Annotated in this window: 19 protein-coding genes; 7 read left to right on the top strand and 12 right to left on the bottom strand. The window is 73.1% G+C overall.

Annotation, left to right across the window (positions count from 1 at the left end; translation table 11 throughout):
• Nucleotides 1-998: 998 nt before the first annotated feature.
• From ACGFIM_RS03610 to ACGFIM_RS03600, 3 genes are all read right to left on the bottom strand, one after another.
• The gene (locus ACGFIM_RS03610) at nucleotides 999-1,988 is read right to left on the bottom strand and encodes an endonuclease/exonuclease/phosphatase family protein (RefSeq protein WP_393199611.1); all 990 of its coding nucleotides are present in this window, start codon (nucleotides 1,986-1,988) and stop codon (nucleotides 999-1,001) included.
• A 448-nt stretch (nucleotides 1,989-2,436) separates the two neighbouring features.
• A complete protein-coding gene (locus ACGFIM_RS03605) occupies nucleotides 2,437-2,961 on the bottom strand; it encodes a CGNR zinc finger domain-containing protein (RefSeq protein WP_393193985.1) in 525 nt (174 codons plus the stop codon).
• Nucleotides 2,962-2,979: 18 nt separating this feature from the next.
• Complete coding sequence (locus ACGFIM_RS03600; protein WP_393193982.1) at nucleotides 2,980-3,558, bottom strand: hypothetical protein; 579 nt, start codon at nucleotides 3,556-3,558, stop codon at nucleotides 2,980-2,982.
• Nucleotides 3,559-3,933: 375 nt separating this feature from the next.
• Here ACGFIM_RS03600 and ACGFIM_RS03595 point away from each other — a divergent pair, with 375 nt between their 5' ends.
• The 3 genes from ACGFIM_RS03595 to ACGFIM_RS03585 all read left to right on the top strand — a co-directional run bounded on the left by ACGFIM_RS03595 (nucleotide 3,934) and on the right by ACGFIM_RS03585 (nucleotide 7,760).
• On the top strand, nucleotides 3,934-4,425 hold the full coding sequence (locus tag ACGFIM_RS03595; RefSeq protein ID WP_393193979.1) for a MarR family winged helix-turn-helix transcriptional regulator: 492 nt from the start codon (nucleotides 3,934-3,936) through the stop codon (nucleotides 4,423-4,425).
• Between the two features lie 126 nt (nucleotides 4,426-4,551).
• The gene (locus ACGFIM_RS03590) at nucleotides 4,552-5,454 is read left to right on the top strand and encodes an LLM class flavin-dependent oxidoreductase (protein ID WP_393193976.1); all 903 of its coding nucleotides are present in this window, start codon (nucleotides 4,552-4,554) and stop codon (nucleotides 5,452-5,454) included.
• Nucleotides 5,451-7,760: an LLM class flavin-dependent oxidoreductase gene (locus tag ACGFIM_RS03585; RefSeq protein ID WP_393193973.1), complete on the top strand. Its 2,310-nt coding sequence runs from the start codon at nucleotides 5,451-5,453 to the stop codon at nucleotides 7,758-7,760. The genes ACGFIM_RS03590 and ACGFIM_RS03585 overlap by 4 nt, the downstream gene beginning before the upstream one ends.
• Before the next feature lie 180 nt (nucleotides 7,761-7,940).
• Here the strand turns inward: ACGFIM_RS03585 and ACGFIM_RS03580 are convergent, their stop codons facing one another.
• A complete protein-coding gene (locus ACGFIM_RS03580) occupies nucleotides 7,941-8,150 on the bottom strand; it encodes a hypothetical protein (protein ID WP_393193970.1) in 210 nt (69 codons plus the stop codon).
• A gap of 102 nt (nucleotides 8,151-8,252) precedes the next feature.
• Between ACGFIM_RS03580 and ACGFIM_RS03575 the strand changes: the two genes are divergently transcribed.
• Complete coding sequence (locus tag ACGFIM_RS03575) at nucleotides 8,253-10,316, top strand: hypothetical protein (protein ID WP_393193967.1); 2,064 nt, start codon at nucleotides 8,253-8,255, stop codon at nucleotides 10,314-10,316.
• Between the two features lie 55 nt (nucleotides 10,317-10,371).
• Here ACGFIM_RS03575 and ACGFIM_RS03570 read toward each other — a convergent pair whose 3' ends face one another.
• The 8 genes from ACGFIM_RS03570 to ACGFIM_RS03535 form a co-directional block, all read right to left on the bottom strand.
• Nucleotides 10,372-11,199, bottom strand: a complete 828-nt coding sequence (locus ACGFIM_RS03570; RefSeq protein ID WP_393193964.1) for an N-acetylmuramoyl-L-alanine amidase — start codon at nucleotides 11,197-11,199, stop codon at nucleotides 10,372-10,374.
• 196 nt (nucleotides 11,200-11,395) lie between these two features.
• A complete protein-coding gene (locus tag ACGFIM_RS03565; protein WP_393193961.1) occupies nucleotides 11,396-11,653 on the bottom strand; it encodes a C40 family peptidase in 258 nt (85 codons plus the stop codon).
• On the bottom strand, nucleotides 11,623-12,360 hold the full coding sequence (locus tag ACGFIM_RS03560; protein ID WP_393193958.1) for a coiled-coil domain-containing protein: 738 nt from the start codon (nucleotides 12,358-12,360) through the stop codon (nucleotides 11,623-11,625). The genes ACGFIM_RS03565 and ACGFIM_RS03560 overlap by 31 nt, the downstream gene beginning before the upstream one ends.
• Before the next feature lie 149 nt (nucleotides 12,361-12,509).
• Nucleotides 12,510-13,583: an adenosine deaminase gene (locus ACGFIM_RS03555; protein WP_393193955.1), complete on the bottom strand. Its 1,074-nt coding sequence runs from the start codon at nucleotides 13,581-13,583 to the stop codon at nucleotides 12,510-12,512.
• Nucleotides 13,580-14,632, bottom strand: a complete 1,053-nt coding sequence (locus ACGFIM_RS03550; protein WP_393193952.1) for an ABC transporter substrate-binding protein — start codon at nucleotides 14,630-14,632, stop codon at nucleotides 13,580-13,582. The genes ACGFIM_RS03555 and ACGFIM_RS03550 overlap by 4 nt, the downstream gene beginning before the upstream one ends.
• Before the next feature lie 14 nt (nucleotides 14,633-14,646).
• Entirely contained in the window at nucleotides 14,647-15,624 is a 978-nt protein-coding gene (locus ACGFIM_RS03545; RefSeq protein ID WP_393193949.1) for an ABC transporter ATP-binding protein, read from the bottom strand.
• Nucleotides 15,621-16,412 carry an ABC transporter permease gene (locus tag ACGFIM_RS03540; protein ID WP_393193946.1) on the bottom strand — a complete coding sequence of 264 codons (792 nt, stop codon included), beginning with the start codon at nucleotides 16,410-16,412 and terminating at the stop codon, nucleotides 15,621-15,623. The genes ACGFIM_RS03545 and ACGFIM_RS03540 overlap by 4 nt, the downstream gene beginning before the upstream one ends.
• Nucleotides 16,409-17,200 (bottom strand): ABC transporter permease, encoded by a 792-nt coding sequence (locus ACGFIM_RS03535; protein WP_393193943.1) that lies wholly within the window; start codon nucleotides 17,198-17,200, stop codon nucleotides 16,409-16,411. Before ACGFIM_RS03535 ends, ACGFIM_RS03540 begins: the two co-directional genes overlap by 4 nt.
• A 166-nt stretch (nucleotides 17,201-17,366) precedes the next feature.
• Between ACGFIM_RS03535 and ACGFIM_RS03530 the strand changes: the two genes are divergently transcribed.
• The 3 genes from ACGFIM_RS03530 to ACGFIM_RS03520 all read left to right on the top strand — a co-directional run bounded on the left by ACGFIM_RS03530 (nucleotide 17,367) and on the right by ACGFIM_RS03520 (nucleotide 19,431).
• The gene (locus ACGFIM_RS03530; protein WP_393193940.1) at nucleotides 17,367-18,311 is read left to right on the top strand and encodes a LacI family DNA-binding transcriptional regulator; all 945 of its coding nucleotides are present in this window, start codon (nucleotides 17,367-17,369) and stop codon (nucleotides 18,309-18,311) included.
• Between the two features lie 205 nt (nucleotides 18,312-18,516).
• Nucleotides 18,517-18,873, top strand: coding sequence for a winged helix-turn-helix transcriptional regulator (locus ACGFIM_RS03525; RefSeq protein WP_393199608.1), 357 nt, complete (start codon nucleotides 18,517-18,519; stop codon nucleotides 18,871-18,873).
• A 21-nt stretch (nucleotides 18,874-18,894) separates the two neighbouring features.
• Nucleotides 18,895-19,431, top strand: a complete 537-nt coding sequence (locus tag ACGFIM_RS03520) for a GNAT family N-acetyltransferase (RefSeq protein ID WP_393193938.1) — start codon at nucleotides 18,895-18,897, stop codon at nucleotides 19,429-19,431.
• The last annotated feature ends 8 nt before the right edge of the window (nucleotides 19,432-19,439 follow it).

Genomic DNA, 19,439 nt, shown 5'->3' with positions numbered 1-19,439 from the left:
ACCCTAGATTCCCGATCCTGCTCAAACAAATTGACGAGGCGATCTTTTATTTACGTCAGGCTGCAAGAAAAGCCGACATTGTGCCATTAATGGGTCGAAGGAATTTGTGGTGGAGGGAGGAAATGTGCGGCTTTTGTTCCGCGCGGAGGAGCGCTGATTTCGCCTCTCCGCGAACGTCCACGGACGCAGGCAGGGCCAGGCGCGCGCCGGGGGAGCGGGGGTCCGCAGGTACGGACGTGGGCGCGCGGAGCGGCGCGTGGGCACGGCCCCGGCATGAGCGGCCTGCGCAGCGAACAGGGGTGGGACGAGGCGCTGGGGCACGGCGGTGACCACAAGCGAAGTGAAGCAGGGAGCGGGGATGTGGCGGTGAGCGCAGGCGGGGCGGGGAGCGGGGACGTGGCGGTGAGCGCAGGCGGGGCGGGGGCGGGTGACCATGGGCGGCACCGGGCGACCACGGAGGTGGGGTGCGTGCGGGGCGGGAGCGCCGCAGGTGCGAGCGTGGTTGCGGGGGAGACGCGAGCCGGGCCGTAAGCACAGGCGCCGGGGGACGGGCTACCGCGAAGCCTCGTGAACGCGCCTGCGGATGGGCGCGGGTCACCGGTGCAGGCCAGGGCTTCAGGCGTGGAGTCCGGGCTTCAGATGTGGGTCCGGGCTACAGGCGTGGGCGCGGGTGCGGCAGGCGTACGGACACGGGATGCGGACAGAGGTCGTGAGCACGCGGGCGCGGGCGCACACAGCGCCACGAGTGCGATCACCGGGCGATCACCACATGGGTGGGGTGGAACCGCGCAGGCGTGTGCGCGGCTGCGGCTGCGGGTGCGGGTGTATACGCGAAGGGACGGCGGGCACGCACGGGTCAGGGCGTGCGCGGGGTTGGCGGGCTGGCTCGGGTCAGGTGTGTGCGCGAAACCGATGGAGCGCTCGGGTCAGGCGTGCGCGGGATCGGCGGAGAGTGTTCGGGCCAGGGCGTGTGCGGGGGCCGGTGAAAAGTGCTCGGGTCAGGGGCGGACGCGGAGGTCGGCGAAGAGGGCGCGGTGGTCGGAGCCTGGGATGTCGAAGATCCGGGTGGCGACCGCCCCGGCGCGCGAGTCGGTCAGTACGTGGTCGATGGCGACCAGCGGCGGCAGGGACCGGCCGTGGGGCCAGGTCGGGACCAGGCCGTTGCCGGTGGAGCCGGCGGCGTCGGTGTAGCCGGTGGCGAGGAGGTCGCGGAAGACGGCGTGGTCGAGGGTGGCGTTGAAGTCGCCGGCCAGGATCCGGGGCGGCCCCGACGTGGGGGCGGGCGGCAGCGAGGCGACGCCGGCGTGCCATTCGGGGACCGTACGCGGCACGGGCGCCACCGGGTGCACCACGACCACTTCGACGGGCGAGCCGCCGGGCAGCGATACCTCCGCGACCGGCATGTGGTGCCCGACCGGCTGGAACAGGCCCTTGCGTTCGCGCAGCGGGTGGCGGGAGTAGATGCCGCTGCCCTGGGGGCCGCGTACGTCGGGCACGCTGACGTGATACGGAAGCAGGTCGTTGAGGCCGGCCGCGTTGAGGCGGACCATGGACGACCAGGTGAGCTCCTGGAGGCTGAGGACGTCCACGTTGAGGCGGCGTACGAGTTCGGTGACCACGGCCGCGTCGCCCCGCCCGCCGTTGAGGTTGATGGTCAGCACCCGCAACGGGCGCCCGCCCGCCGGGGCGGCGTCGTCGCCGAACGCGCGCGGCAACACGCACCAGGCGAGACAGGCGCAGACCACCACCATGATCGCCACCGCGACCCGGCTTCTGAGCGCGACCGCGACGCCCAGCACGACCAGCGCCATCACCGCGAAGTACGGCGTGAACGCCGCCATCGGCACCAGGAGGACGCCCGTCTCCAGCCCGCCGAGCCGCACCGCCGTGCCGGTCGCGAACAGCACCGCCAGGCCGGTCGTCAGCCGCCTGCGCCACACCCGCCTGGGCCGCGGCTCGGGCGCCGCCGTCTCCACGTCCTCCTGCATCAGCACGAGCGCTCAGGGTAAGGGGCGAACCTTAACGTCCGATGAGGATCAGCCGCCCGGGGTGGGCCGCTGTCGCGTTCGCGCGGGCCCGCGCGGTCGCCGCTGCTCGTGGCCGGTACGGCAGCACGTCCCGGCAGGCGATCGGCCGGTGCGCGGCAGCGGGCGTGGCCCGGTGTGACCGGGCGACTGATGGTTCACGGCCGCTGGCGAGTGTCCTCGTTTCCGGCATCGGGTGCCGCCTCGGCAGGCGGTTCGCCTGGTGGGTCGCGGGCGGGCTCGGGCCGGTGCGGCGCGCGCGGCCGATGACCGGCCGAGTGGATGGTGTTGGCGGGCTGGTGCGGCGCGCGGACCTCGGCTGGGCGGGCCGGTGCGGCGCGCGCGGTCGATGGCCGGTCGGGTGGCTTGTGTGAGCGGGCCTTTCGGGCGTTCCTGTCCGTGGATGTCGTCTTCAGCCTCTCGCGCGGGCGGCGCGATGGCGGCGCACGGCGTCGCGGTTGGCGCAGCGCTGCGAGCAGTAGCGCTGCCGTCCGGTACGCGAGGTGTCGGCGAAGATCGTGGCGCAGTCGGCGACGGCGCAGCGCCGCAGCCGGTGCATGCCCCGCCCGACCAGGTGCAGCGCGGTGCCGACGGAGATCAGCGCGGCCAGTACGGCGCCGGGCGGCTGGTCGTCGTCGCGGTAGTGCAGGTGCCAGCCGCTGCCGGCGTGGTCGGTCAGGCGCGGGTGGGCCGCGGATCCGGCCAGCATGCCGTTGACCAGCTCGGCGCGCCGCCGCTCGCCGGGTGCGTCCACGACCTGCTCCCATGCGTCGAGCACGGCGTGTACCCGCTCCACGTCCTCCGCCGTGACCGGCGACTCCAGCTCGAGGCCGAAGGCGCGGCAGCGGTCGGCGAGCTCGGCGGGGGTGCCGGGCCGCTCGTTGGCGAGGGACGCGGCGAGCTTCACGGCGTCCTCCCCGTAAGGGTTCAGATGCACACAACCATTACAACACGGTCAGACCAGGCCCACCATGAATCCCTCGTCCTTGATGCCCCAGTACGCGGCCGGGCGGTACTGCCGCATCGCCTGCTCGATGACCGGGATGTACTTGGGGTTCGAGCCGAGCGGCAGCCGGTAGCCGTTCTTGACCGTGTGGAACTCCCACAGGTGGTCCATCTCCGGATGCCGCTGCCGGAAGCCGGAGTCGGCCGGAAACAGGTCGAGCCGGACCATCGTCTTGCGGAACAGGTAGTCGGCGAGCCTGACGCGGCGCTGCTGCGTGCGGGAGATGCCCACGCCCGCCAGCTCCTGCCAGGCCGCCGCCCACGGCCGTCCTTGCGGATCGTCCCAGTGCACGCCGGTCGCGTCGAAGACGAGCCGGCGCGGCCGGGTGAGCTTCTTCCAGGTGAAGACCGGCAGCAGGCCGATGAGCAGGAAGACGGCCCCCACGATGCCGACGGCGACCGCCGTTCCCGAGCCGCCCGTGGTCTGCCCCGTCAGCGCCGAGATGATGGCGAGGAGCCCGATCCCGCCCGCCACCGCGCCGCCGATCATCGCCTTGACCTTCGCGTCGCCGCCCACGTCGATGACCACGGGAGCCGGCGCTGCGGCAGGCCCTGGCGGTGCCGCATGGCCCCCCGGCGGTGTGGCGGGCCAGGGCTGTGCGGAGGCCTCCGGTGGTGCGGCGGGCCAGGGCTGTGCGGAGGACCCCGGTGGTGCGGCCGGCCACACCTGTGCGGGGGCGCCCGGCTGCGCAGCGGGGCCCTGCGGGGGATAGGGCGGCTGAGGCGGGTAGGGCTGCGGGTGGTGGGGGCCGTACGTCATGAGATGTCACGTTAACGGGGGTGAAGAGTGCAGATTTCACGCTTCAGGGTTTTGCGAAGCGAAGGCGTGGCGGTGTTCCACGGCGACATGTTGCCCGGCAGAACATCTACGCCACCGAAAGTCGGCGGCCGATAGTATCCGGGTATGACTGACGAACCCGTGGCGAACCACACCTTCGGCTGGACGCTCGGCGTCCTGCTCCGCGCTTACCAGAGCACGGTCGTCACGGTGATCGGCGACCTGCCCCATGGCCAGCGTGGTTATCAGACGCTCGCCGCCGTCGTGAGCGGCCGGCATCCGACTCAGCTCGCGCTGGCCTCCTACCTCGGCATCGACCGCACCGTGCTGACCTACCTCGTGGACGACCTGGTCGAGGCGGGGCTGGTGGAACGCCGGCTCAACCCGAACGACCGGCGCCAGCGCCGCATCGTGGCCACCGACAAGGGCGAGCGCGTCTATAAGGAGCTCGAACGCCGGGTCAGCGAGGCCGAGGACCACCTGCTCGGCGCGCTGTCGCCGGAGGAGCGGGCCGCGTTCAAGGACATGGTGCAGCGGGTGGCCTGTGCCGTGAGCGACATCGAACCGGCCAAGGATCCGTGCCAGGTGGCCGACGAGATGCTGTCGGACGGCCGCTGACCAGGCGTTTCGTGCCCTTCTCAAATTGGTGCCGGAAGCGGGGAATGTCCTCGCGCAAACGGTGGTTGTGCCACTCGTCTGGCGCTGAGATCGTCTAACTGACAACATATCTTGGAGGAGGGCACCATGGCTGACTACGGCCACGACCTCAAGTTCGGCACCTTCATCACTCCCTTGAACGCCTCACCGAAGGAGGTCGTCGCCCTCGCGCAGGAGTCCGAGGCCGCCGGGCTCGACCTGGTCACCTTCCAGGACCACCCCTACCAGTCGGCGTTCCTCGACACGTGGACGCTGCTGTCGTACGTCGCCGCCGTGACCGAACGCGTGCACCTGTCCGGCAACGTGGTCAACCTGCCGCTGCGCCCGCCCGCCGTGCTCGGCAAGGCCGCGGCGAGCCTGGACCTGCTCAGCGGTGGCCGGTTCGAGCTGGGGATGGGCGCCGGCGGGTTCTGGGACGCGATCGAGGCCATGGGCGGCCGCCGGCTCAGCCCCGGCCAGGCCGTGGACGCGTTGAGCGAGGCCATCGACATCATCCGCGGCATCTGGGACGCCGGCAACCGGGCCCGGTTCCGCGTGGACGGCACGTACTACAAGGTCGACGGAGTCAAGCGCGGGCCCGCCCCGGCGCACGACATCGGCATCTGGCTGGGGGCGTACAAGCCGAAGATGCTCCGGCTCGTCGGCACCAAGGCCGACGGATGGCTGCCCTCCCTGATGAACATGCAGAGCCTGGAGCAGATCAAGGAGTCGAACGCCACCATCGACGAGGCCGCCATCGCGGCCGGGCGCAAGCCCACGGACGTCCGGCGGCTGCTCAACATCGGCGGCCGGTTCACCGCCACCCCCAGTGACCGGCTGCTGTCCGGACCGCCCGAGCAGTGGGCCGAGCAGCTGGCCACCCTCACGCTCCAGTTCGGCTTCTCCACCTACATCCTGATGGCCAACGACGACCCCGCCACCATCAGGACGTTCGGCGAACAGGTCGCGCCCGCCGTCCGCGAGCTCGTGTCGAGGGAGCGTGCGAAGTGAACACTCGGTACGGCCACTCCCTCCGCCTCGGCCTGCTGCTCACCGGCACCGACCGGGACAGCGCCGCCGAACTCGCCCGGCTCGGTGAGGAGCTGGGATACGACCTGATCGCCGTCCACGACCGCCCCGCCACGTCCGACGACCGTGACCGGTCCGCGACACCGGACGACCAGGACCGGCCCTCCGGCCTGGACCCGTGGACGGTGCTGAGCTGGGTGGCCGGGCGCACCGACCGCGTCACGCTGGCCGCGCTCACGCGGCCGGCCGTCGCGCCCGCTCCGGCCGCCGGGTCCGGCGGGGCCTCCGCCTCCGCCCCTGAGCCGGTGCTTCCCGCCGCCGCGTACGGCACCGTCCCCACGGTGATCGGGCGCGCCGCGGCAAGCCTCGACCTGCTCACCGGCGGCCGCGTCGAGCTGGCCCTCGCGGCGGGCCCGGCGACCGGCGAGGCCGCCGACATCATCCGCGGCATCTGGTCGGCGTCCGAGCGCTCGCCCCTGAGCCACGACGGCGAGCACTACCGGGTGCCGGGCACGGAACGCGGTCCCGCCCCCGCGCACGACATCCCGCTGTGGATCGCGGGCGGCACCGACCCCGAGGTGCTGCGCCTGGCCGCACGCAAGGCCGACGCCTGGCTCCTCGCCTCCGGCCCGGACGACGCACGTGGGCGGTCGCTCCGCGATCTGCCGGCCGCGCTCACGAAGGCGAACGCCGTCATCGACGAGGCCGCCAAGGAGGCGGGGCGCGACCCGCGCGAGATCCGCCGCGTGGTCCAGGTCACCGGCGTGCCCCAGGCCTCCGACCTCCTGCCGCTCATCGAGGAGGCGGGCGTCGGCACGATCCTGCTGGCCACCGGCGACCCCGGCGAGGTCAGGCGCTTCGCCGGCGACATCGCCCCCGCCCTGCGCGCCGCGGCGGGCAAGGACCAGGTCCCCCAGGTGAAGAGCTCGTTCGTCCGCAGCAAGCGCCACCCCGGCATCGACTACGACGCCATCCCCGCCTCCCTGGCCGCCGAGGCCGTCGAGCCCGGCGACACCGGCTACGCCCGCGTGCGCTCGACGTACATGCGCGGCGGAGCCCCCGGCCTGGTCCTGCGGCCCGGCACGCCGGAGGAGGTGAGCGACGCGGTGCGGTACGCCCGCACGCAGCCGGTGAAGCTGTCGATCCGCAGCGGCGGCCACGGCATCAGCGGCCGCTCGACCAACCGCGGCGGCATCGTCATCGACGTCTCCCGCATGAACACCATCGAGGTGCTCGACAAGGAGACCCGCCGCGTCCGCATCGGGCCCGGCGCGCGCTGGGGCGACGTGGCCGCCGAGCTCGCCCCGCACGGCTGGGCGCTCAGCTCCGGCGACTACGGCAGCGTCGGTGTGGGCGGTCTGGCGACGGCCGGCGGCATCGGCTGGTTCGTCCGCGAGCACGGCCTGACCATCGACCACCTGCGGGCGGTGGAGATGGTGCTGGCCGACGGCAGCCGGGTGCGGGCCGACGAGAACGAGAACGCCGACCTGTTCTGGGCCGTGCGCGGCGCGGGCGCCAACTTCGGCATCGTGACGTCGTTCGAGTTCGAGGTGGACGAGGTGGGCGACGTCGGGTTCGCCCAGTTCATCGTGGACGCCAGCGACACCAAGGGCCTGCTGGAACGCTGGGGCGCCGCCGTGGAGGCCGCGCCGCGCGACGTCACCAGCACCCTGCTCATCGGACGGCCCCAGCCCGGACAGCCGGTCATCGGGCAGATCTCGGCCGTGGTGGACTCGGCCGACTCCGACACGATCGTCTCCAGGCTGCAGCCCATCGCGGGCGTGGCGCCGCTGCTGGACTACAGCATCCAGGTGATGCCGTACTACGCGATCATGGCGGGACCGCACGGCCCCCAGATGGGGCAGGGCGAGCCGGTGGCCAGGTCGGGGCTGGCCGACCACCTGACGCCCGAGCTGGCGGCGGCGGCCGAGAAGCTGGTGCGCAGCGGTCAGACGTACTTCTTCCAGATCCGGGGCATGGGCGGCGCCTCGGCCGACGTGCCGCCGGACGCCACCGCGTACGCGGGCCGCTCGGCCAACTTCCAGCTGGTCGCGTTCGGCCAGAGCGAGCACGGCCTGGCCGAGCAGTGGGACCCCATGATCGAGCACTTCTCCGGCCTGTACATCAACTTCGAGACCGACCAGCGCCCGGAGCGCCTGCACGAGGCCTACCCTGAGGGTCACCTGCGGCGGCTGCGGGAGCTCAAGCGCCGCTACGACCCGGACAACGTCTTCCGCGACAACTTCCCGATCGAGCCCGCCGAAGCCGCCGGGGCGGCCGCGACCTGACGGAGGCCGTCGGGCCGGAACGTCGGCCCGCCCGGCTCGTTGCACCGCACCGGCGCGACGGCATCGCCCGCGGCCGGCTCGGCGATCACGTCAGGGACTTCGGCAGCCACGAAGACGTGATCATGCCTGGCCGTGCCGGCCACGGGCCATCCGCGCTCCCGCGCGATTCGTGCACGTCGCTCAGGCGTGGCTGGTCACGGGCTTCGACGAGGCCCGTACGCGCACACCCGCCTGCGCCGGCTGCTGACCGGCCAGTTCACCGCGCGGCGCATGCGGGCCCTGGAGTCGCGCATCACCGAGATCGCCGTCGAGGATCGGGCTGCGCGAGCTGATCACCCGCCTGCCCGGCCTGCGCCTGGCGGTGCCCGCCGAGAAGGTGCCGCTGCGCAACGAGTTCTGCCCCCATCCAGACTCATCCAGACCGATTACGGTGACTCGCCCGACACGGGCGGTGCCGCCTGCGACAGTCGCGGCGTGGACAGTGTGCGACTTGTGACGCGATTGCGGCGGGGCGGGGTGCTGTGGCCCGCTTCCCGCGCGGCAGGGGTCGACGTGGGACGGCTGGCGGTGCCCAGCCTGGTGGTGTTCGCGCCGCTGGCGTGGTTCGCCGCGCTGGCCGCCCTGCCGATGGCGGGGTCGCTGGCGGTGGTCAACGGCGAGCTGGTGTTCGCCGAGGATCCCGGGCCGTGGCGGACCGTCTGGACGGCGGTCGTCGGGGTCGCGGCGGTGGCGGCGTACGCGGTGGTGTCGGGCGCCACCACGCTCCTGGCCGCCGCCCGCCAGACGGGACGGCACATCGAACCGGCGGCGGCGCTCGGAGCGGCGGTGCGCCGCCGGCGCGGGCTGCTCGCGGTCACCGTGATCACGCTGGCCGGCGCGGCGGCGGTGGCAGGGGCCGGGGCGGGCGTGCAGGCGGCCGTCCGCTGGAGCCCGCTCACCTGGTTCGTGCTGGCCGGGCTTGCGCTGGCCGCCACGCCGCTCGTGCTCGCCGTCCCGGTGCTGATCCTGGAACGGCGCACGCCGCTCCAGGCGGTCGGCCGGGCGTACGCGCTGGCCGCCGAGGGCACCTGGCCGGACCTGATCGCGCTGCTCACCGGGGCGGTGCTCGTGCCGGGCCTGGCCGCCTGGGGCGCGGTCCGTGCCCTGGACGCCGTCCCCGCGCCGCCGGCGATCACGCTCGCCGCCGCGGCCGCCGTGACCGTGGCGCCGTTCCAGGCGAGCGTCGTGACCCGCGCCTACCTGCAACGCCTGGCCTGGCGGCACGCCGGGCCGCAGGACCCGGCGGTCTTCCCGGAGACCGTCGTCCTGCGGGAGCTCTCCTCCCGTACGGACGCAGGACCGTCCGCGCAGCCGTGGCTGCGCCGGCTGCTCGCCGCCGCCCTGCTGCCCGCCGTCCTGTACACGATGACCGCGACCGCGAACCTGCTCGACCGGCCCCGGCTCCACCAGCGGCCCGTCACCGCCCCCGCAGAGAGCGGCGCGCGACCGCTCGTGGCCCACCGCACCGGCGACGGCCGCCTGCTGCTCCTCCTGGACAAGGGGTCCGCCCCGCCGGCGCTGGTGGCCTGCACCGACACCGCCTGCACCGACACCGTCACGGTGTACGCGGGCCCGCAAGGCTCCGGCCGCTGGGGAAGCCTGACCACGGCCCCCATGCCCGACGGCCGGCTGCTCATGGCGGCCTGGGCCGGCGGCGGCACCGGCGGCACCGCCCGGGTCGAGCTGCTGCTGTGCGACGCGAGGAGCTGCACCGCGCCGGAACGCAGCACCGGGCGGCTGCCGTCGGTGCCGCACGAGCTCGCGCTCGCGGTGGCCGCCCGTCCCGGCGGCGGGCTGGTGCTGGCGCACGCCGGCGAGCCGGACGCGGCCCGGCCGGGTGAGCAGACGGTGGCGTTCAGCTTCTGCGCCGGCCCGGCCTGCTCCACGCCGGTCACCCGGCAGGCGGCGGTGCTGCAGCTGCCGTCGTACCTGCACAAGGAGGAGGGGTTCGCGCTCGGCGTCGCCCCCGACGGCCGGCCGGTCGCCGCGCAGCTCGACGCCACCACGGGCGCGGTGCACGTGGTCTCCTGCCAGGATGCGGCCTGCGCGCGGGCCACGGTGCGCACGCCCGTGCCCGGCTCGGCGGCCGGGGAACGGGACGTCCTGCGGAGCCCGGCCGGGTCAGGGCTCGTGCTCGCGATGCGCGAGGACGGGCGGCCGGTGATCGCCTACCAGGCGGGCACGGACGGCGCCCTCACGCTGCTCGACTGCCGCACGCCCGACTGCGCGGACGGGAGCACCGCGCGGCTGTCGGAGGCCACCGGCGGCCCGCCCGTGCTGGTGCTGGACCGGCCGGGCCGGGCCGTGCTCGCCTACCGGGACGTGGAGCGCGACCGGATCGCGCTGGCCTCATGCGCCGGCGTGCGCTGCGCCACGATCGCCGTGACCAGGCTGGAGGGCACGGGCGACCGCGTGGCGCTGACGCTGGACGGCGAGGGGCGGCCGGTGCTCGCCTGGGAGGCCCGGCAGGGCCGTGACGGCAGCCGCGTCATGGTCGCCACGCTGCTCGGCCACTGAGCACCGGGCACCGCGGCGGGTGCCGGACGCGTGCGGGGCGGGGGAGGGCGCCCGGTCAGATGCGCAGCAGCGGCGGCCAGGTCTGCGGCCCCACCGCGCCGTCGGCGTCCAGGCCCTCCGCCCGCTGGAACTCCCGGACCAGCTCCACCAGCTGGTCGTCGTAGACGGTGGTGTTCAGCCAGCCCTCGAGCCCGTCGGCGACCTCGGCGTAGGCGGCGCGCGGGACGTGCCCGCGCGCGAACAGGCACCCCCTGACGGTCTTGACGTCGACGTTGTCGTCGCCGCGCCGGATCAGCGGCAGCTGCTTCACGATGTCCTCCGTCCAGGACGGCCCCGCCCCGCCGCCTCCGGGAGCGGGGCTGCCGTCGATGAGGGCGGCGACGGCCGCCCTGAAGTCGTCCATGTCGATCGAGTGCGGGTCGGGCTTGGAGGTGTTGACCTCGCGGTGCGCCTTGACCCGCGAGGCGGGCAGCCCGAACTCGCGGCACAGCTCCGCGCACAGCTTCCGGTAGGCGTCCAGCTGCTCGGCGGGCCAGGGCTGCGAGCCGTCGTTCTCGGCCTCGATGCCCAGCGAGCGGGAGTTGGTGTGGAAGTCCGACGTGGAGGGCGCGTTGTGCCAGCACCGGCCTGCCGCGATCACGTAGATGTGGCCGGAACGGCCGAGCCCGAAGTGCGACAGCGGCCCGTCGAGACCGGGCCGGCCGTCGCGGACGACGGCGAGCGAGGGATAGTCGCCGCCGCCCGCGGGCCCCGCCGTGTGATGGCAGACGATGCCTTGCACCTCCGGCTGGGGGCCGTGACCGCGCTCACGCCAGCCGGGCACCTCGGTCACCGGGTGGCCGGTGCGCCGGGCGACGTCGGCGAGCCGGGTCAGGAAAGGCATCGAGGACCTCCGTCGTGCGTCTCGATGATGCTCACACCCTTCGGTGGATCGGGGGAGAGACCGCGTCGTCGCGGTGCGCGGACACCGCGGGGGACGGGCGTCCGCGAGCCTCGCCGTCGTGGCGGGCGCTTACGAATCATTAGCATGCCGTACCCGAGCGCGACCGGAAGATTCGCGGAATTCACAGCGCGCGAGGTCAGGGGCGTACGGCGCCGACGAGGCGGTTACGCCAGTACGCGTCGAGCGTGACGACCTTGACGACGTCGCCGGTCTGCGGGGCGTGGATCATCTTGCCGTCGCCGACGTACATGCCCATGTGCCCGAGTCCTTTGCTGAACAGCAGGTCACCGGGCTGCACCGCGGCCAGCGGGACCCGCCGGGAGGCGCCCCAGGCCCACTGCGTGTACGTGGTGCGCGGCAGGTTCACCCCGGCCGCCCGCCAGGCCGCCTGCACCAGGCCCGAGCAGTCCCACGAGCCCGGCCCGGTGCCGCCGTACCGGTAGGGCTTGCCGATCTGCGCGAACGCGAACTCCAGCGCCCGCCGCGCGCTGCCCGACGCCGGACCGGTGTACGGGCGGCCGGTGCTCTGCGGATTCCCCTTCTTGTACGCGCCGAGCCGCCCAGCAGCGCGGTCTGCTGATCGACGAGCTTGTCCACCTCGGCCTGCTCCCGGCGCACGGCGTCGCGCGCCTTCTCCGCCTCGGCCAGCACGTCCCTGGCCCGGTCGCGCTTCTCCCGCAGCCGCGCGGTGGCGGCCTCGAACGCGCGCAGCCGGGCGGCGCGGTCGCGGGCGAGCGCCTCCAGAGCGGCCATGCCGCCGAGTACGGACTCCGGGTCGCCCTTGCCCATGAAGCGCTGCCAGCCGAGCGGCGAGCCGAGCCGGTAGTCGCGCGCCGCCAGCTCGGCGAGCTGCGCGCGCAGCTCCTCGGCCCGCGCGCCGTCCCTGGCCGCCTCGGCGTCGAGCGCCCGGTAGCGCTCGCGGGCCTTCCGGTACGCCTCGGTCGCCCGGTTGTAGCGCTCGACGAGCTGATCCGCCTTCTCGTTGAGCTTGACCAGCCGGGCCCTGGCCTGGGCCGGCGACGGGTCGGCCATGGCGGGTGCGGGTGACGCCAGGGCTCCCGCGCACAGCGCCGCCGACACCATCGCCGCCCGTACCTTCACGTCCGCGCCTCCTCGGTCATCACGACGAGGTACGCAGCGGCCGTGCCGGCCGGTTCACCGATCGGCGCGGGGCCAGATGCGGGCGGGTCCGGTGCGTGAGCCGCGCCGCCCGCCCGGGTTCCGCCCGGGCGGGCGGCGCGTCCGGGGCCTTACCCGGCGGCGGCGAGCTCGGCTTCGAAGCGGCGGCGCAGCGCCGCCTTCTCGGGCTCGGGCAGCCAGCAGGCCTCCACCCCGGCCAGCGCCATCGCCCGCAGCCGCTCGTCCGGCACGCCGAGGTCCTCGGACAGGATGCGGTACTCCTCGGCCAGCGACGTCGGGAACATGCCCGGGTCGTCGGATGCGGGGATGACGTTCAGCCCGGCCTCGATCATCGCCGCGATCGAGGCCCGCCGCCACGGCCGCCACGACCGCCGCGACGTGGTGGAGATGACGGTGAACGGCACCTGCTCGTCCCTGACCCGCGCCACCACCTCGTCGTCCTCCAGGACGAAGTAGCCGTGGTCGATCCGGTCGCAGCCGAGCACGTCCAGGCAGGTGACCGTGTTGACCGCGACGGGCGCGTGCTCGGAGGAGTGCGCGGTGCGGCGCAGCCCCGCCTCGCCGGCCAGCCGGAACGCCGCCGCGAAGCGCTCGGGCGGCCCCGCCGTCTCCAGGTTGTCCAGGCCGATCCCGGCGACGTACTCGTGCGGGTGCTCCACCACGGTGCGCACCCACTCGAGGGCCTCCTCGCCGCTCCTGCTCCGGTCCACCGCCGCGATCAGCCGGCCGGTCATGCCGAAGTCGCGCTCGGCCATCCTGATGCCCTCGGCGTAGGCCTCGACGACGGTCGCGTAGCCCAGCTTCTGCTGCTGCTCGGTGAGCGCGTCGAACGACAGCTCCAGGTGCAGGGTGTTGCTGGTGCGGTGGGCGGCCTCGAACGCCTCGTAGGTGATCCTGGTGAGGTCGTCGGCCTCGCGCAGTGTCTGCAGGACCCACGACGACACCTGGAACAGCGAGTACGACACCTCGGGCTCGTCGGCGCTCCTGCCCTGCGGCACCGGGATGCGGGTGTCCAGGTAGAGCTTGGGGTCCGGCGGCAGTGAGTTGACCTGGGCGTAGATGCGTTCGGGCGTGTCCGGCAGGTCGAGTTTCTCCCGGCGCGCCAGCTCGGCGAAGGTGGAGGCGCGCACGGTGCCGATCAGGTGGCAGTGCAGATCGACCTTGGGCAGCGCTGCGAGGTTCACTTGCCGGCCACCTCGCGGGTGAAGCGCTTGACCCACTCGTCGCGGGTGTCCACGAGCTGGGCCGGGTCGAGCGTCTTGTACCCGGCGGCGACCGGGTCCTTGGCCGCCTCGCCCGTCACCTTGGCGATCTCGGGCGGGATGTCGGCCTTCGGGTTCACCGGCAGGTCACCGACGATCTTCGCCGTGGCGCTCTGCGCCTCCGCCGACAGCAGGTAGTCGATGAACTTCTTCGCGCCCTCCTGGTTGCGCGCGCCCTTGGGGATCATGGCCCGGTTGGTGGCCATGTAGCGGCCCTTGGCGGGGGCGGTCCAGGCGATCGGCTCGCCGGAGGTGACGAGCTGGGTGGCGAACCCGCTGAGCGCGTCGGCGGCGACGATCTCGCCCTGCGACAGCAGGTTGGTGACCTCGGTGGTGGAGCTGTAGAACTGCAGCACGTTCGGCGCCCAGCCGGCCAGCGTGCGCAGCGAGGTGTCGATGTCGTACGGGCCGTTGCCGTACGCCTCGCCCACCCCGGAGATCATGAGCTGCCCGGCCGTCACGGAGATGTCGGGCAGCGCGACCTTCTTGGCGTAGGCCGCGTCACCGAAGAGCTTCCAGTCGGCCGCCTGCTCCTTCGACAGCTTCTCGGTGTTGTAGATGATCCCGTTGAGCTGGTGGGTGTAGGCGGGCCCGTCGTAGGCGCCCTCGGTCGCGAACGGCGCCAGCTCCTTCATGGCGGGCACGTCGACCTTCTCGAACAGGCCGTCCTTCTGCCCGAGCGCGGCGAAGTAGTCGGAGATCAGCACCACGTCCGCCTCGGGCCTGCCCTTGGCGAGCTTGAGCTTCGACAGCCGGTCGGCGTTGGAGCCGGTGTCCAGCTCCACCTTGATCCCGGTCTTCTTCGTGAACGGGTCGACGACCGCCTGCTCGAACTCCTTCACCCCGAAGGGAAAGGTGCTGACCACGAGGGTGTTCTGCTCGGCCTGCTCGCCGCCGGAGCTCGAACCTGAGCATCCGGCCGCGGCGAGCAGCGACAGGGCAACGGCCAGTACGGCACGGCGCGTGGGCATGGGTGTTCCTTCTTTCAGCGGGGAAGTGGGACCAGCCGGTCGTCCGGCGTGATCACCGAGACGCTCGATCCGGGAGCCGGGGCGTCGCCGCCGCGTACGTCGGCGAGCAGCCTGACGGTCGCGCCCGACGGGTCCACCACGTCGAGCGAGACCAGCAGATCGACGCCGCGGAAGGCGACGTCGGCCACCGTGGCCTCCAGGCCCTGGCCCTTCTCGGCGATGCGCAGGTGCTCGGGCCTGATGGTCATGAGGGTGCCGTCGGCGGCGGTGAGGAAGTTCTCGTAGCCGAGGAACTCGGCGACGAAGCGGTCGGCGGGACGGGGGAAGATCTCCTGGGGCGAGCCCTGCTGGACGATCCTGCCCTCGTTCATGATGACCATGTGGTCGGACATCTCCAGCGCCTCGTCCTGGTCGTGGGTGACGAGGATGACGGTCAGCCCGGTCTCGGCCTGGATGCGCCGGATCTCGGCGCGCATCTGCACCCGCAGGCGGGCGTCGAGGTTCGACAGCGGCTCGTCGAGGAGCAGCAGCTTGGGCCTGATCGCGATCGCGCGGGCGAGCGCCACCCGCTGCTGCTGGCCGCCGGAGAGCTTCTTCGGCTTGCGGTCCGCCAGGTGCGCGAGCCCGACCAGGTCCAGGACCTCCATGACGCGCGCCCGCCGCTCGGCGGCCGGCACCTTGCGCAGCTTGAGCCCGTACCCGACGTTGTCGGCCACCGTCATGTGCGGGAACAGCGCGTACGACTGGAAGACCATGCCGAGGTTGCGCTTCTCCGGCGGGGTGCGGGTGCTGTCCACGCCGCCGATGCGGATCGTCCCCGAGGTCGGCTCGGCGTAGCCGGCGATCATCCGCAGGGTGGTGGTCTTGCCGCAGCCGCTGGGGCCGAGCAGCGTCGTGAGCTTCCCGGCCGGCACGGCCAGGTCGATCGCGTCCACGGCGGTGAAGGCGCCGAACGTCTTGGTGACGGCGATCAGCTCGGCGGCGGCGGTCATGGGTCGATCCCTCCGAAGATCTTGGCGAACCCGACGGTGCGCTCGGCGACCATCGCGATGACGACGGTGGCGGCCAGGATGAGGGTGGAGGCGGCGGCCACCATCGGGTCGTAGGACTGCTGGACGTAGTCGAGCATCGTCACCGGCAGCGTGCGGAAGTCGCGCCCCTGCAGCAGCAGCGACAGCGGCACGTTGTTGAAGGACGTGACCAGGCTGAGCAGCCCGGCCGAGAAGATCCCCGGGCGCAGCATGGGCAGCGTGACGCCGAAGAACGCGCGCAGCGGCGAGGCACCGAGCCCCCTGGCGGCCTCCTCCAGCGCGGGGTCGGCCAGCGCCAGCGACGCGCCGGTGACGCGCACCGCGTACGGCAGCATGAGCGCCGTGTGCCCGGCGAGCAGGGTGCTGAAGTTGTCCAGGCCCAGCCCCACCATGAGCTGCTGGTAGAGCGCGAGCCCGACGACGAGCTCGGGCACGATGAGCGGCGACAGGAACAGCCCCTCGACGAGTCCCTTGCCGGGCAGCCTGCCCCGGTGGACGGCGAGCGTGACCGGCACGCCGACCAGCAGCGCGAGCAGCGTGGCGAGCACGGCGAGCTGGAGGCTGGACAGTGCGGCCTCCATGAACGGCTCGTAGCCGAGCGCCTCGCCGAACCAGCGCAGCGAGAACCCGTCCGGCGGGAAGCGCAGCACGCTGCCCGAGGTGAACGCGGTGGACACCACGAAGATGATCGGCACGATCATGATGACGTAGCCGACGACCGCCAGCGCCGCCGTGATGGGCCGCTTCACGAGGTGGCCCCCTTGCGTCCCATCAGCGACGACAGCCCCGAGACCAGGAAGACCAGCACGGTCATGATGAGCGCCGTCGCCGAGGCCGACGCCCAGTCGACGGTGGTGCTCGCGTACGTGAACAGCTGCGTCGACAGCATCCGCTGGCTGGACCCGCCGAGCAGGTACGGCGTGGTGTAGGCGGTGACGGACCCGGCGAAGACCAGCGTGGCGGCCACCACGATGCCCGGCATGGTCAGCGGGATGACGATGTTCCACAGCGTGCGGATGCGGCTCGCGCCGAGCCCGCGCGAGGCGTCGTCGAGTCCGGGATCGACCTGGGCGACGGCCGAGTAGCACGAGATGATCGCCAGCGGCAGGAAGAGCTGGGTGAGGCCGAGGACGATCGCGACCTTGGTGTAGAGGAGCTGCGGCGCCGTCTCCACCAGGCCGAGCGAGACGAGCAGCTGCCCGAGCGCGCCCTTGGAGCCGAGGATCACCAGCCAGCCGAACGTCCGCACCACGTTGCTCAGCATCAGCGGGAAGATCGCCACCGCCAGCAGCACGCCGCTCCAGCGGGAGCGCGAGCGGGCCAGCCAGTAGGCGATGGGGAACCCGAGGAAGACGCAGATCACCGTGACCACCAGGGCCAGCCCGACCGTGCGCCCGATCACCTCGAGGTCGTAGGGGTCCTTGAGCATCTCGCCCAGGCGCGCGAAGATCTCACTGGTCGAGACGTCCGGCGGCGCGAAGAGCATCGCGACCGAGGGGACGAGAAAACCGGCGAGGAGAAGGACGAGCCCTGGCACCAGTAGAAGGGCCGATGTGCGAGAGATGTCGGCGTCCTTTCTCGGTGGCGTACGCTGTCACTGGAACCGGTTACGGAACCGGTTGCATGAGCCTGACCATAGAGGACGAGCCGCCTCGCGCACAAACCACTGCGTTAAATCCGTGTTAACAGCTCAAGGAGGATCATTGCCGACACTGGCGGACGTCGCCGTACTGGCGGGGGTATCGAAGGCGACGGCCTCCCGCGCTCTGGGCCGGCCCGACCTGGCCGCCCCGGAGACCGTCGCCCGCGTGCGCGCGGCGGCCGAACAGCTGGGGTTCGTGCCCAACCGGGCGGCCACCCAGCTCGCGCGAGGCAGGACCGGCGTGGTCGCCATCGTGGTGCCCACGCTCGACAACACCTTCTTCACCCCGATCATCGGCGGCGCCCAGGCGCGCGCGGCCGAGTCGGGCATGCAGCTCACCGTCGCGGTGCACTCGCTGGAGCACACCTCCCAGCTCGCCGCCGTCGAGCAGCTCGCCCACCAGGTGGACGGCTTCCTGCTCACCGCGCCACGCGGGTCCGACGAGATCGTCCGCGCGGCGGCGGCGTACAAGCCTACGGTGCTCATCGACCGCGAGATCGACGGCATGCCCTCCACCGTCGCCGACACCGCCACCGCGTTCGGCAGGCTGGTCGGCTGGTTCGCGGAGAGGGGGCACGAGCGCATCGTCTACGTCGGCGGGCCCGCGGGATCCTGGCAGGACCGCCAGCGCCAGGCCGCCATCCGCGCCGCCGCCGAGGAGGGCGGGGTGACGCTGACCATGCTCGGGCCCTATCCCTCGACGTTCGCCTCGGGGGTGGCGGCGGCCGACGACGTGGTGGCCGCCCGCGCCACCGCCGTCGTCCCCTACGCCACCTCGATCGGGCTCGGGCTCATGTTCGCGCTCATGCGGCGCGGCGTCGACGACGTCGTGGTCAGCTCCGAGCGCATGGTCGTCGACAGCCTCGGCCTGGACGACGTGCCCTCGATCGACGTGGACGGCGAGAAACTGGGGCAGGTCGCCATGGACCAGCTCATGACCCTCCTCGGCGAGCGCAAGGAGACCTCCGGGCCCACCCGCCACCGCCTCGACGTCCCGCTCAGCTGATGCGGACGCTCCTCGCCCGGTTGCGGCCGGACGCCGAGCCGGAGCGACGAGAAGGCGCGAGCCGCGCTGCCCGCGCCGGGCGATCACCGGCGCGGCCTCGCCTCGGACGGGCCTCGCGCCGATAACAAGGAGCCGGGCGCGTGCCCGGGTGTCGCCGATCAGGCGCTGACCTACGGCACCGGCGTCTTCGCGCTCCTGACCATGGATCCGGCGCGGGTCAGGCGGTTCCGGGAGGAGACGGCGCGTCGGCGCCAAGTGGACCTCGATGGCGGTCAAGGTGCTGGCCGAGGCGGCGCCGGACGAGCTGCGGTTCGCGGAGCTGCGGCGCCGCATTCCCGGCATCTCACAGAAGATGCTCTCGGTCACCCTGCAGAGCCTGGTGCGCGACGGGCTGGCCGAGCGTCGCGTCGAGCCGGCCGTGCCGCCCGCCGTCCACTACCGGCTCACCGATCTCGGCCTGTCGCTCGAAGGCCCGCTCGCCGCGCTCCGCGAGTGGGCCGAGACCCACATGGCGCAGATCGAGCACAACAACCGGCTCGCCGACGAGATCGGCCCCACCTGAGCGTGCGATAGGTTGCCCGTCATGTCTGAGATCGGCTCCGTCGCCTGGCCGCCCGACCCCATCAGGACCGAGCGCCTCCTGCTCAGGGCGCCGCAGGCCCGCGATCGCGCGGCCTTCGTCGAGCTGCTGTCCTCGCCGGAGGTGCACGCCTACCTGGGCGGCCCCGGCGACCGTGATCGGCTCGAACGCGAGCTGCCGCAGGTGCCGGGGCGGCCGGGCACCTTCGCCGTCGATCTCGGCGGGCAGATGATCGGGCTGGTGGAGTTCAAGCGCGCCGGCGAGCACGGCCGCCCGGCCGCCGTCGGCAAGGCCGAGCTCGGCTACCTGTTCCTGCCCCGGGCCTGGGGCCGCGGGTACGCCACCGAGGCGTGCGCGGCGGCGCTCGGCTGGCTCGGCCGCGAGCTGCCCGGCGAGCCGGTGGTGCTCACCACCCAGACCGCCAACGCCGCGTCGATGCGCCTTGCGGCCAGGCTCGGGTTCGCCGAGGTGGAGCGGTTCCACGCCTGGGGCGCCGAGCAGTGGCTCGGCGAGCGTCCCCCGGCCGCCCCGCCTCGCTGAGCGGTGCC

Source organism: Nonomuraea sp. NPDC049309 (assembly GCF_043196965.1).
In the GTDB taxonomy this organism is placed as follows: Bacteria; Actinomycetota; Actinomycetes; order Streptosporangiales; family Streptosporangiaceae; genus Nonomuraea; species Nonomuraea fastidiosa.
This window is presented reverse-complemented; position numbering and strand designations above follow the sequence as displayed.